This is a genomic window from Bradyrhizobium sp. Pha-3, from assembly GCF_042258325.1.
In the GTDB taxonomy this organism is placed as follows: Bacteria; Pseudomonadota; Alphaproteobacteria; order Rhizobiales; family Xanthobacteraceae; genus Bradyrhizobium; species Bradyrhizobium elkanii.
Window position 1 is genome coordinate 1534799 of record NZ_CP170151.1, and the last position, 12077, is coordinate 1546875.

Consider the following 12077-nt stretch of genomic DNA (forward strand, 5'->3'; position numbering starts at 1 on the left):
GGTGGGGGCTCTATCCACGATGTGACTCGTGGAGATACCCCACCCCAACCCTCCCCCGCGAGCGCAGGGTTATCGCATATGCACCTTGGCGACCGCGCAAGTGCTGGGCCTCGTGGTTCGAGACGCGCCGCAAGCGGCGCTCCTCACCATGAGGGTCTACTATTGTGCCGCAAAACAAGACCTCATCCTGAGGAGCCCGCCGAAGGCGGGCGTCTCGAAGGATGGCCACGAGGGCACCGCCACGAAATGCGATTCCCCTGCCCGCAAGCGGGAGAGGGGGCGCACCACCGACTTGATGCGACTCAACTCGCTCTCGTCGCGCGCTACGCCCCCTCATCCAGCGCCACCAGCTCGCGCTTCTTGCGCAGCGAGGGCAGCAGCGGGCCGACCAGCAGCACCAGCGCGAAGGCGAGGCAGATCGCCGAGATCGGCCGCTCCACGAAGGTCATGAGATCGCCCTGCGAGAGGATCAGCGACTTGCGCAGATTGTTCTCCAGCATCGGCCCGAGCACGAAGGCCAGCACCAGCGGCGCCGGCTCATAGCCGAGCTTGCGCATGAAATAGCCGATCACGCCGAACGCGATCATGACGTGGACGTCGAACACGTTGTTGCTGGAGCAGTAGACGCCGATGATCGTGAACAGGATGATCAGCGGGAACAGCACGTTGTAGGGCAGCCGCAGCAGCTGCACCCACATGCCGATCATCGGCAGGTTGAGGACCAGCAGCATCAGGTTGCCGATATACATGCTCGCGACGATGCCCCAGAACAGCGTCGGGTTCTGCGAGATCATCAGCGGTCCCGGCTGCAGGCCGTGGATCACGAAAGCGCCGAGCAGCAGCGCCATCACCACGTTCGGCGGGATGCCGAGCGTCATCAGCGGAATGAAGGCGCCGCCGGCCGCGGAATTGTTGGCCGATTCCGGCCCCGCGACGCCCTCGATGGCGCCGTGGCCGAAGCGCTCCGGATGCTTCGAGAGCCGCTTCTCCAGCGCGTAGGATGCGAACGATGCCACCACGGCGCCGCCGCCGGGCAGGATGCCGAGGAAGAAGCCGAGCACCGTGCCGCGCGCCACCGGCCCGGCGCTGGCCTTCCAGTCCTCCTTGCTCGGCAGCAATTGGTTGATCCTGGTCTTGATGATGTCGCGCTTGATCGCCTGCTCGGTGTTGAGCAGCACCTCGGCGACGCCGAACAGGCCCATCACGACCGGCACGAGGCCGATGCCGTCGATCAGCTCGAGGCGGCCGAAGGTCAGCCGCGGCTGCGCCGTGATGCTGTCGAGCCCGACCAGGCCGAGCACGACGCCGATGCAGGCCATCAACAGCGCCTTGGCCATCGAGCCCTGGGTGAGGAAGGTGAGCACCACGAGGCCGAGCACCATCAGGCTGAAATATTCGGCCGGTCCGAACGCGATCGCGACGCTGGCAAGCGACGGCGCCACCAGCATCAGGGCGATCAGCGCGAAGGTGCCGGCGATGAACGAGCCGAACGCGGAGATGCCGAGCGCGGGGCCGGCGCGGCCCTGCTTGGCCATCTGGTGGCCGTCAATGCAGGTGACGACGGAAGCCGCTTCGCCCGGGATGTTGACCAGGATCGAGGTGGTCGAGCCGCCATACATCGAGCCGTAATAGATGCCGGCCATCATGATGATGCCGGATTCCGGCGTGCCGGACAGCGTCACCGGCAGCAGCAGCGACATCGCCGAGATCGGGCCGATGCCGGGCAGCACGCCGACCAGCGTGCCGATGAACACGCCGATGAAGCAGTAGAGCAGGTTGATCGGCAGCAGTGCGACGCCGAGGCCGTGGGCGACGTTGACGAGAGTATCCATGGGCGCTCAACCGATCTCGAACATGCCGCTCGGCAGCTGGATCGCGAGCAGATGCTTCAGCACCCACCACATCCCGAGCGGGGCAAGGATGGACAGCGGGATCGCCAGCGACCAGCGCACCGGATCGATCACGCGGAGCAGCAACAGCATCAGCGGGATCGCCGACAGCAGGAAGCCGAGCGGCTCCAGCGCAAAGGCGAACGCCGTGAGGCAGACGATGACCAGGACCGGCTTGCCCCAGCGCGCATGCTCCCAGCGCGAGGCGAAGGTCGGGCCGCCCTCGGTGACCGCCGCGATCATGATCGAGGCCGCGAACACGCACATCAGGATGCCGGTATAGAACAGCACGTAGCCGGAGCCGGGATCGTTGATGGTGCCGAGCTTCAGCTTGAGGCCCGACCAGATCACGAAGGCGCCGAGCCCGAGCCCGATCAGCCCGCCCCAGAGCTCGGAGTTGTTGAGGCGGAATTTGACGTTGGTTTGGTCTGTCATGGGAAGCGGCCTTTAGATCACCGTCGTCCTGAGGTGGCGAAGCGCAGCCCTCGAAGGGCGGCGGTGCCCGTGTCCATCCCTCGAGGCGCGCAACAGCGCGCACCTCAGGATGACGCCTGTGCTCGTGGTGAGCCTAGCTCGATTTCTCTACTTCTTCGCCAGCCCGAGCGTGTCGATCACCTTGCGCTCGGACTCGGTGACCTCGCCCACGAACTTCTTGTAGTCCTCGGTGTTCTTGTAGTTCGGCACCATGTCGTATTTGGCGAGGGTTGCGATCACCGCCGGGTCCTCGATCGCCTTCTTGAAGGCGTCGTGCAGCTTGGCGACGATCTTGGGGTCCATGCCCTTGGGGCCGGCGATGCCGAACGGCGAGTCATAGACCATGGGGTAGCCGAGCTCCTTCAGCGTCGGCACGTCGGGATAGTTCGGCGAGCGCGCGCCGGTCCACACCATCAACAGGCGCAGCTTGCCGGCGTCGACAAGCGGCCGCCAGCCGGTGGAATCCGCCTGCAGCATGGTGTGCTGGCCGAGCACGGCGGCATTGGTCTCGGCGCCTCCCTTGAACGGCACCTGGGTCAACTTGATCCCGGCCATCAGCGCGATCTGCTCCATGCCGACATGCAGCGAGGTGCCGGTGCCGGGCGTCGCATAGGTCACCTTGCCCGGGTTCTTCTTGGCGAAATCGACCACGTCCTGCCAGGTCTTGAACTGCGACTCCGCGTTGGTGGTGACGCCGAAGGTGTAGCCGGTGAGGTGAATGATGTAGGAGAAATCCTTCGCCGGATCCCACGACACTTCCTGCATCAAGGGCAGGCGGAACACGGTGATCGGGATCTGGGCGATGGTGTAGCCGTCGGGCTTGGCGCCGGCGGCCATCGTCGCGGGGCCCACGGTGCCGCCGCCGCCCGCCTTGTTGTCGACCGCGATCGGCTGGCCCAGCACCTTGGAGGCGCTCTCGGCGATCGCACGCATCGAGATATCGGTCGAGCCGCCCGCCGGCCAGGGCACGATCAGCGTGATCGGCTTGGTCGGATAATCCTGCGCGAGCGCCGCTGTTGACACCAGCATGCCGGCGGCGGCGAGCAGGACCATCAAGCGATTGCGGTGCGACATCTCGATCTCTCCCTTGTGGCCGCGTTCGATCGTGGCCGCGTCTTGTTCGGTGTTGGCAATGATCGTCCCCGTCATGCTGGGACCGAGGGCGCATTGGACAGAACGGGGCGGGCAACGGAAGCGCGAATTGCGCTCGAAGCGCCGGCTGCGACAATTGGTCTGCCGCGACCTGCCGAGCGGCGGAATTCAATCGGCATTTGGTCTGACGGATTGGCCGTTCCCGGCAGCGAGCGAGGAGGGCGCGGGGTGTGTGCGCCTGACCGGCAAGCCGGGTTTGGTCAAGCGAATAATGAAGGGAACCCAAGGGCATCGGCGCCTTGCGGGATTGCGCGCTTGCCGTCATCATGGCGCCGCCCGCTGCAGGAACGCCGCCCGACAGATGACGCCATCGCCTGACGCCACCGACGACGCTGTGACGAGGGCGTTTGCCGGCCTTCCCGCATTGCTCGACGAGGCCCCTCGGCTGGTTGCGCGCGGGCGACTGCTCGATTGCGACTGCCTGATCGGCCCGATGGCGCGGCCGTTTCATGCCGCGATCCGCGGCGGGCGCATCGTCGAGCTTGCGCCGTCGCCGGTCCTGATGCGCTCCTGGCGCTTTTCCTATCGCGCGACGCCGCAGGCCTGGTCCGCCTATTGGCAGGCCGAGCCGAAGCCCGGCTGGCACGACCTGTTGGCGCTGACCAAACGCGGCGAGGCGGTGCTGGAAGGCGACCTGCATCCCTTCATGACGCATCTGCAATACTTCAAGGACCTGCTGGCGCTGCCGCGGCAGCATTTCGCGGCGGCCGTGTCATGAGCGGCGCGATCATGAACGGTCATATCGAGCCGATGGTCGGCCGCTACGTGCACGTCGAGATCGGCGGCGAGCTGCACCGCATCTACTTCGAGGAAAACGGCAAGGGCATTCCGCTGGTCTGCCTGCACACCGCGGGATCAGATGCGCGGCAGTGGCGCCATCTGCTCGCGGATACGCAATTTGCCGAAAATTTCCGCATCATTGCCTTCGATATGCCCTGGCATGGCAAGTCGAATCCGCCGATGAGCTGGACCGGCGATGAATACCAACTCACCACTGCGCGCTATACCGAGACCATCCGCGCTTTCTGTCGGGCGTTGGGGCTGGAGAAGCCTGTGGTGATGGGCTGCTCGATCGGCGGCCGCATCGTGCTTAACCTTGCGATCGAATATGCCGCCGAGTTCCGCGCGCTGATCGGGCTCGAGGCTGCCGATTTCCAGGCGCCGTGGTATGACACCAACTGGCTGAACCGGCCGGACGTTCACGGCGGCGAAGTCTGCGCCGCGCTGGTGTCCGGGCTGATCGCCCCGCAAAGCCCTGAGCCTGCGCGGATGGAAACGCTGTGGGCCTACAAGCAGGGCGGCCCCGGCGTGTTCAAGGGCGATCTGTATTTCTACCGTGTCGACGGCGACCTGCGCGGCCGGGTCGCGTCAATCGAGACTAAAGTATGCAAGCTCTATCTCCTCACGGGCGAGTATGATTTCTCCTGCACGCCCGAGGACACGAGGCGGACCGCAGCGGCAATAGGGGGCGCCAGCGTCACGATCATGGAGAAGCTCGGTCATTTTCCGATGAGCGAGAATCCGGAACAGTTTCGCCGCTACATCGCACCCGTCCTCGCCGATATTCTCACACAGTAAATCGACCGTTTCCACGCAAGGAGTAGACGTATGACACGCAAGTATTTCATCGGCCTCGCGCTCGCCGCCGCGGTCGGCGCGAGCCAGGCGCAAGCCCAGGAGCTGACCGGCACGCTGAAGAACATCAAGGACACCGGCGCGATCACGCTCGGCTACCGCGATTCCTCGATCCCGTTCTCCTATCTCGACGACAACCAGAAGCCCATCGGCTACGCCATGGACATCTGCTACAAGATCGTCGATGCCGTGAAGAAGGAGCTGAAGCTCGACAAGCTCGAGGTCAAGCTCAACCCGGTGACCTCGGCGACGCGTATCCCGCTGATGGCCAACGGCACCGTCGACCTCGAATGCGGCTCGACCACCAACAATGCCGAGCGCCAGAAGCAGGTCTCCTTCACCAACAGCCACTTCCTGACCGCCAGCCGCTACGTCACCAAGAAGGCGAGCAAGATCAATTCGATCGACGATCTGAAGGGCAAGACGGTGGTCTCGACCGCCGGCACCACCAACATCAAGCAGCTGACCGAGGCCAACCTTGCGCGCGGGCTGAGCGTCAATATCATCCCGGCCAAGGATCATGCCGAGGCCTTCCTGATGGTCGAGACCGATCGCGCGGTCGCCTTCGTGATGGACGACATCCTGCTCGCGAGCCTGGTCGCCGGCTCGAAGTCGCCGGATGACTACGTGATCTCCAAGGATGCATTCTCCAAGCCCGAGCCCTACGGCATCATGCTGCGCAAGGACGATGCGCCGTTCAAGAAGGTCGTCGACGCCGCCACCGCCGCGCTCTACACCAGCGCCGAGGGTCAGAAGATCTACGACAAGTGGTTCAACCAGAAGATCCCGCCGAAGGGCCTGAACCTCAACGTGCCGCTCGGGCCGGAGATGAAGAAGCAGCTTGCCAAGCCGTCGGATTCACCGGATCCGGATGCGTATCTGGTCAACTGATCGCATTGCTGCGTATGGCCTGCCGCCTCGCGGCGGCGGGTCCTGAGAGTTTGCATGTCCGGCCATTTTTGGAGGAGAATGGCCGGACATTTGCATGGACGCCGCGCGCGATGCCGGCGTAATGCCGTGACCGGCGCGGCCGCGTGGGGGACCTGTGAACTACAATTGGAACTGGCACATCTTCCTTGAGCCGAACCCGATGGGGACCGGCACCTATCTCGACCTGTTGTTGGCGGGACTGGTGGTCACCATCAAGGTGTCGGTGCTGGCCTGGATCATCGCGCTGGTGTCCGGCTCGGTGATCGGCGTGCTGCGCACGCTGCCGTCGCGGACCGCGTCGTGGATCGGCTTCTGCTGGGTCGAGTTCTTCCGCAACATGCCGCTGCTGGTGCAGCTGTTCCTGTGGTTCTTCGTGCTGCCCGAACTGCTGCCGCGGTCGGCCGGGCTGTGGCTGAAGCAACTGCCGAACGCGCCGTTCTGGACCGCTGCGATCGGCGTCGGCTTCTTCATGTCGGCGCGCGTCGCCGTGCAATTGCAGGCCGGCATCACCTCGCTGCCGCGCGGGCAGAAGCAGGCCTCGACCGCGCTCGGCCTCACCACGGTGCAGACCTATCGCTACGTGCTGCTGCCGATGGCATTCCGCATCATCCTGCCGCCGCTGACCTCCGAATTCCTCAACACCATCAAGAACAGCGCGGTCGCCATCACCATCGGCCTGATCGAATTGACCGGCCAGGCCCGCTCGATGCAGGAGTTCTCGTTCCAGGTGTTCGAGGCGTTCACGGCGGCAACCGTGCTCTACCTGCTCCTCAATTTCGTCGTGGTGACCGCGATGCGCTTCCTCGAGCGCTATGTCGCGATCCCCGGCTACATCACGGGCAAATGACGATGATCGGCAGTTTCGATTTCGACGTCATCCGCCGCTCGCTGCCCTACCTGTTCCTGGAGGGCATGCGCTTCACGCTGACCTTGACGGCGCTCGCAGCGTTCGGCGGCCTGGTGTTCGGCACGCTGATCGCCCTGATGCGGCTGTCGAGCTACAAGGTGCTCGGGCGCATCGCGGGCTTCTATGTCGACTTCATCCGCTCGCTGCCGCTGGTGCTGGTGATCTTCTGGTTCTACTTCCTGGTGCCGTATATCGGGCAGTGGCTGACCGGCGCGTCGCGGCCGATCACGGTCGGCGCCTTCGCCTCCTCACTGATCACCTTCATCGCGTTCGAGGCGGCGTACTTCTCCGAGATCATGCGCGCAGGCATCCAGTCGATCTCGAAGGGCCAGCCGGCCGCGGCCAGCGCGCTCGGCCTGACCTATGCGCAGTCGATGCGCTACGTCGTGCTGCCGCAGGCGTTCCGCAACATGCTGCCGGTGCTGCTGACGCAGACCATCGTGTTGTTCCAGGACACCTCGCTGGTCTACGTGCTGTCGATCCCGGATTTCCTCGGCGCCGCCAGCAAGGTCGCGCAGCGCGACGGCCGCCTGGTCGAAATGTACCTGTTCGCCGCGCTGGTCTACTTCGTCGTTTCCTGTATCGCGTCCTACGGCGTTCGCCGCCTGCAGGCGCGCATTGCGATTGTCCGGTAGCCAGTTATGCTTTCGAACATTCGAGACACGGCCCCCTTCACCTCTCCCATCGGGAGAGGTCGGATCGCATTAGCGATCCGGGTGAGGGGTTTTGCTCCATCGATAGACCGCAATCCCTCACCCGGCGCTGCGCGCCGACCTCTCCCGATGGGAGAGGTGGAAGCGCGCTCGCTGCAACGCCTGAGTCACGCATGATCGAGATCAACCACGTCAATAAATGGTACGGGCCGTCCTTCCAGGTGCTGAAGGATTGCACCACCAGCGTCGCCAAGGGCGAGGTGGTGGTGGTCTGCGGCCCGTCCGGCTCGGGCAAGTCGACCCTGATCAAATGCGTCAACGCGCTGGAGCCGATCCAGGGCGGCGACATCACGCTCGACGGCGTCAAGGTCAACGATCCCAAGACCGACCTGCCGAAGCTGCGCTCGCGCGTCGGCATGGTGTTCCAGCACTTCGAGCTGTTTCCGCACTTGCGGATCATCGACAATCTCCGCCTCGCGCAGGAGAAGGTGCTCGGCCGCAAGGCTGAGGACGCCACCGCCAAGGCCATGAAGCTTTTGGAGCGCGTCGGCCTGAAGGATCATGCCAACAAGTTTCCGGCGGAGTTGTCCGGCGGCCAGCAGCAGCGCGTCGCGATCGCACGCGCGCTGGCGATGGACCCGATCGCGATGCTGTTCGACGAGCCGACCTCGGCGCTCGACCCGGAAATGATCAGCGAGGTGCTCGACGTGATGGTCGACCTCGCCGGCGAGGGCATGACCATGATGGTCGTGACCCACGAAATGGGCTTCGCCAACAAGGTCGCCGACCGCGTCATCTTCATGGACCGCGGCGAGATCGTCGAGGACGCCAAGAAGGCCGACTTCTTCGGCAAGCCGCGCAGCGACCGCGCGCAGAAGTTCTTGTCGAAGATCCTGCAGCACTGAGGCGCTGCGCATCGGCCAAACCCGTCATCCTGAGGAGCGCGTAGCGCGTCTCGAAGGATGCACGGCCACCAGCCGGGCCGTCGACCCTTCGAGACGCGCGCAAGGGCGCGCTCCTCCAGCGACAAAGGCGGAGCCTTTGCGCGGGGGTGACGGTAGTGGATTTACGCACTTCACGGGCGCCGTCGGGAGGGTTTTCCCCCGTTAACAATTTGCGTATACGAAGGCCTGAAACCCCCTTCGTCCGCAGGAGAACTCGCGTGGAAAAGATCGCTTACATCAACGGCTCGTTCGTGCCGCATTCGGAGGCCAAGGTCTCGGTGTTCGACCGCGGATTCCTGTTCGCCGACGGCATCTACGAGGTGGCGGCGGTGCTGGAGGGCAAGCTGATCGACAACGCCTCGCATCTGGCGCGGCTCAAGCGTTCGGTCGGCGAGATCCAGCTCGCGCTGCCGGAGACGCTGGAGCGGATCGAGGAGATCCAGAAGGAGCTGGTTGCGCGCAACGACCTCGTCAACGGCATGGTCTATCTCGAGGTCACCCGCGGCGCCGACAAGGGTCGCGACTTCGCGTTCCCGAAGGCCGACGTCAAGCCGACGCTCGTGATGTTCACCTCGGAAAAGGACATCATCAACGCGCCCTCGGCCAAGACCGGCATCAACGTCATCACGGTGCCCGACATCCGCTGGGAACGGCGCGACATCAAGAGCGTGGCGCTGCTCGCGCAGGTGCTGGCCAAGCAGGCCGCGGTCGCGGCCGGCGCCGGCGAAGCCTGGATGATCGAGGACGGCAAGGTCACCGAGGGCGGCTCGTCCTCGTCCTTCATCGTCACCCAGGACGATGTCATCGTGACCCGGCAGAACGGCAACGAGATCCTGCCGGGCTGCACCCGCAAGGCGGTGGTCAAGCTCGCCGAAGAGCGCCAGCTGCGCATCGAGGAGCGCGCCTTCACGGTCGAGGAAGCGCTCGCCGCCAAGGAAGCCTTCATCACCAGCGCCTCGGTGTTCGTGCAGGGCGTGGTCGCGATCGACGGCAAGAAGGTCGGAGGCGGCAAGGTCGGCCCGATCACCGACCGCCTGCGCGAGATCTACATCGAGTTCGCCCGCGCGACGGCGGTCTGACACTGCGTAGGGTGGGTTAGCGCAGCGTAACCCACCGACTTTGCTCACCGCGGAGAGAATGGTGGGTTACGCCTTCGGCGAACCCACCTACGGTCTGCGCATCGCCTTGGCACCGTCACCCTCAGGTGGCCGCTTCTTCAGCGGCCCTCGAAGGGTCGACGGCCCGACTGTGGCCGTGCATCCTTCGAGACGCCTGCTGCGCAGGCTCCTCAGGATGACGGGGATGGATCGTCCGCGCCGCTCACGCCGCCACTTTCACCTTCACCGGATGCACCGCGCGGAAGCCGATGGCGATCCGGTTCCAGGCGTTGATCGCGCCGATCAGCGTCGTCAGGTTGACTAGCTCGCTGTCCGAGAACTGGGCGCGCACCGCTTCATAGTCGGCGTCGGGCGCATGCGTCTCCGCAACCAGCGTCAACGCTTCGGTCCAGGCCAGTGCCGCGCGTTCGCGCTCGCTGTAGAGCGGCGACTCGCGCCAGGCGTTGAGCAGATAGAGCCGCTGTTCGGTCTCGCCGTGCTTGCGGGCATCCTCGGTGTGCATGTTGATGCAGTAGGCGCAGCCGTTGATCTGCGAGGCGCGGGTCTTGACCAGCTCGATCAGCGATTGCTCGAGGCCGCTCGCAGCGATCTGGTTCTCCACCGCGACCAGCGCCTTGATGGTCTCGGGTGCGGCCTGGCAGAAATTCATACGGGGCTTCATGGTCGTTCTCCTTGGTCGTGGTTTGGTTAGTGCGCACCGCCGCCAGCGAGCTGGCCCGGCTTCTTCAGGAAGAGTGTCGCCGCAAGTGCGATGATCAGCGCGACGCCGAGCAGGTAGAAGGTATCACTGAAGGCGAGGATATAGGCCTGCTTCTGCACGACCTTGCCGATCGCCGCGATTGCGCGGTGCGCGGCCGCGGCCTGGTCGGCGACGCCGTGGTTCATGAAATACTGCGTCAGCTGCTCGATCCGGTTCCGCGTGGCCTGTTCCAGCAGCGAGACCGACTGCATCAGCACGTTGGAGTGATATTGCTCGCGCTTGGTCAGCAGCGTCTGCAGCACGGCGATGCCGACGGCGCCGCCGAGGTTGCGCATCATGTTGAACAGCGCGGAGGCCGAGCCCGCGTTCTCCAGCTCGATGCCCGCGGTCGCAACCGCCGACAGCGGCGCCATCACCAGCGCCTGGCCGATCGCGCGGACGATGTTGGGCCAGAACAGCTGGTCGGTGGCATAGTCGTTGGTCATGAAGATGTTCATGAAGTTGGAGCCGGCGAACAGCGCGAAGCCGACGCCGATGATGATGCGGGGGTCGAAGCGCTGCATCAGCCGCGGCACCAGCGGGATCAGCACCAGCTGCGGCAGCCCGGTCCATGCCAGCACCATACCGATCTGCTCGGCGTTGTAGCCCTGGATGCGCGACAGATACTGCGGCAGGATGAACACCGAGCCGTACAGTGCGATGCCGAGCAGGAAGTTGGCCAGCATGCCGAAGCCGAAATTGCGGCGGGCGAGCAGGCGCAGATTGAGCAGCGGCTTCTCGACGGTGAATTCGACGATCAGAAAGGCGACCAGCGCGACCGCCGCGATCACCGACAGGCGGACGATGAAGGGCGAGCCGAACCAGTCGTCCTTGTTGCCTTCCTCCAGCACGGTCTGCAGCGCGGCGAGGCCGATCGCCATGGTGATGATGCCGAGCCAGTCACCCTGGCGGATCAGCGACAGCTTCATCGGGCTCGGATCGAGCGAGACGTACAGCATCGCGATCATCACCGCGCCCGGCACCAGGTTGACATAGAAGATGTACTGCCAGCCCCAGTTCTCGGTGAGATAGCCGCCGATGGTCGGGCCGATCGCCGGCGCGAACGTCGCCGACAGCGCGAACAGCGCGAGCCCGATCGGCTGCTTGGCTTTCGGCAGCAGCGTGATGATCAGCGTGAACGCCATCGGGATCAGCACGCCGCCGGTGAAGCCTTGCACGGCGCGCAGCGCGATCATCTGCGGCAGGTCCTGCGCCAGCGCGCATGCCGCCGAGAACACCAGGAACAGGGCGGCATTGGTGAGCAGATAGATGCGCACCGAGAACACCTGCGCGAGCCAGCCGGAGAGCGGGATCACCACGATCTCGGCGATCAGATAGGAGGTCGAGATCCAGCCGCCGTCGTCGATCCCGGCGCCGATCGCGCCCTGCACATCAGCGAGCGAGGCATTGACGATCTGGATGTTGAGCACCGCCATGAACGCGCCGAGCGTCGCCCCGATCACCGCGATCCAGGTTTTTGTCGGGATCGCGGGTGTCGCCGGCGTGGCGGGGGCGGGGAGCGCGGCGGCGTTCGCTGCGTCGGCTGTGGGCTGAAGTGCGGTCATCGGGGTCGTCCTTGCTGGCCCACGCAAGATGTATTAGGCGGCGCCTTTCGATAATCCGGGAAAGAGTGGAA

General features: G+C 64.9%; 12 protein-coding genes. 7 read left to right on the forward strand and 5 right to left on the reverse strand.

Annotation, left to right across the window (positions count from 1 at the left end; genetic code table 11):
* Nucleotides 1-323: 323 nt before the first annotated feature.
* The 3 genes from ACE10X_RS07395 to ACE10X_RS07405 all read right to left on the reverse strand — a co-directional run bounded on the left by ACE10X_RS07395 (nucleotide 324) and on the right by ACE10X_RS07405 (nucleotide 3437).
* Entirely contained in the window at nucleotides 324-1832 is a 1509-nt protein-coding gene (locus tag ACE10X_RS07395; protein ID WP_028341157.1) for a tripartite tricarboxylate transporter permease, read from the reverse strand.
* 6 nt (nucleotides 1833-1838) lie between these two features.
* Complete coding sequence (locus ACE10X_RS07400) at nucleotides 1839-2324, reverse strand: tripartite tricarboxylate transporter TctB family protein (RefSeq protein ID WP_038384264.1); 486 nt, start codon at nucleotides 2322-2324, stop codon at nucleotides 1839-1841.
* Nucleotides 2325-2471: 147 nt separating this feature from the next.
* Nucleotides 2472-3437 carry a tripartite tricarboxylate transporter substrate binding protein gene (locus tag ACE10X_RS07405; protein WP_038384272.1) on the reverse strand — a complete coding sequence of 322 codons (966 nt, stop codon included), beginning with the start codon at nucleotides 3435-3437 and terminating at the stop codon, nucleotides 2472-2474.
* Between the two features lie 379 nt (nucleotides 3438-3816).
* Between ACE10X_RS07405 and ACE10X_RS07410 the strand changes: the two genes are divergently transcribed.
* The 7 genes from ACE10X_RS07410 to ACE10X_RS07440 all read left to right on the forward strand — a co-directional run bounded on the left by ACE10X_RS07410 (nucleotide 3817) and on the right by ACE10X_RS07440 (nucleotide 9663).
* On the forward strand, nucleotides 3817-4233 hold the full coding sequence (locus ACE10X_RS07410) for a hypothetical protein (protein ID WP_038384263.1): 417 nt from the start codon (nucleotides 3817-3819) through the stop codon (nucleotides 4231-4233).
* On the forward strand, nucleotides 4230-5093 hold the full coding sequence (locus ACE10X_RS07415) for an alpha/beta fold hydrolase (protein ID WP_202948916.1): 864 nt from the start codon (nucleotides 4230-4232) through the stop codon (nucleotides 5091-5093). The genes ACE10X_RS07410 and ACE10X_RS07415 overlap by 4 nt, the downstream gene beginning before the upstream one ends.
* Before the next feature lie 30 nt (nucleotides 5094-5123).
* Complete coding sequence (locus ACE10X_RS07420) at nucleotides 5124-6041, forward strand: amino acid ABC transporter substrate-binding protein (protein WP_038384262.1); 918 nt, start codon at nucleotides 5124-5126, stop codon at nucleotides 6039-6041.
* Nucleotides 6042-6195: 154 nt separating this feature from the next.
* On the forward strand, nucleotides 6196-6927 hold the full coding sequence (locus ACE10X_RS07425; protein ID WP_016845630.1) for an amino acid ABC transporter permease: 732 nt from the start codon (nucleotides 6196-6198) through the stop codon (nucleotides 6925-6927).
* Nucleotides 6928-6929: 2 nt separating this feature from the next.
* Nucleotides 6930-7622: an amino acid ABC transporter permease gene (locus tag ACE10X_RS07430; RefSeq protein WP_028341151.1), complete on the forward strand. Its 693-nt coding sequence runs from the start codon at nucleotides 6930-6932 to the stop codon at nucleotides 7620-7622.
* Nucleotides 7623-7813: 191 nt separating this feature from the next.
* Nucleotides 7814-8545, forward strand: coding sequence for an amino acid ABC transporter ATP-binding protein (locus ACE10X_RS07435; protein WP_038384261.1), 732 nt, complete (start codon nucleotides 7814-7816; stop codon nucleotides 8543-8545).
* A gap of 257 nt (nucleotides 8546-8802) precedes the next feature.
* On the forward strand, nucleotides 8803-9663 hold the full coding sequence (locus tag ACE10X_RS07440; protein WP_038384260.1) for a D-amino-acid transaminase: 861 nt from the start codon (nucleotides 8803-8805) through the stop codon (nucleotides 9661-9663).
* Nucleotides 9664-9904: 241 nt separating this feature from the next.
* On the opposite strand, the gene ACE10X_RS07445 is transcribed toward ACE10X_RS07440, so the two are convergent.
* Nucleotides 9905-10363, reverse strand: coding sequence for a carboxymuconolactone decarboxylase family protein (locus tag ACE10X_RS07445; RefSeq protein ID WP_038384259.1), 459 nt, complete (start codon nucleotides 10361-10363; stop codon nucleotides 9905-9907).
* A gap of 26 nt (nucleotides 10364-10389) precedes the next feature.
* Complete coding sequence (locus ACE10X_RS07450) at nucleotides 10390-12006, reverse strand: MDR family MFS transporter (protein WP_304557504.1); 1617 nt, start codon at nucleotides 12004-12006, stop codon at nucleotides 10390-10392.
* Nucleotides 12007-12077 lie beyond the last annotated feature (71 nt).

What these genes read in the sequence shown, in the direction of transcription:
- ACE10X_RS07400 (WP_038384264.1), bottom strand. Translation starts at nt 2,324, where the DNA reads ATGACAGACCAAACCAACGTCAAATTCCGCCTCAACAACTCCGAGCTC.
- ACE10X_RS07420 (WP_038384262.1), top strand. Translation starts at nt 5,124, where the DNA reads ATGACACGCAAGTATTTCATCGGCCTCGCGCTCGCCGCCGCGGTCGGC.
- ACE10X_RS07395 (WP_028341157.1), bottom strand. Translation starts at nt 1,832, where the DNA reads ATGGATACTCTCGTCAACGTCGCCCACGGCCTCGGCGTCGCACTGCTG.
- ACE10X_RS07405 (WP_038384272.1), bottom strand. Translation starts at nt 3,437, where the DNA reads ATGTCGCACCGCAATCGCTTGATGGTCCTGCTCGCCGCCGCCGGCATG.
- ACE10X_RS07450 (WP_304557504.1), bottom strand. Translation starts at nt 12,006, where the DNA reads ATGACCGCACTTCAGCCCACAGCCGACGCAGCGAACGCCGCCGCGCTC.
- ACE10X_RS07410 (WP_038384263.1), top strand. Translation starts at nt 3,817, where the DNA reads ATGACGCCATCGCCTGACGCCACCGACGACGCTGTGACGAGGGCGTTT.
- ACE10X_RS07415 (WP_202948916.1), top strand. Translation starts at nt 4,230, where the DNA reads ATGAGCGGCGCGATCATGAACGGTCATATCGAGCCGATGGTCGGCCGC.
- ACE10X_RS07435 (WP_038384261.1), top strand. Translation starts at nt 7,814, where the DNA reads ATGATCGAGATCAACCACGTCAATAAATGGTACGGGCCGTCCTTCCAG.
- ACE10X_RS07430 (WP_028341151.1), top strand. Translation starts at nt 6,930, where the DNA reads ATGATCGGCAGTTTCGATTTCGACGTCATCCGCCGCTCGCTGCCCTAC.
- ACE10X_RS07445 (WP_038384259.1), bottom strand. Translation starts at nt 10,363, where the DNA reads ATGAAGCCCCGTATGAATTTCTGCCAGGCCGCACCCGAGACCATCAAG.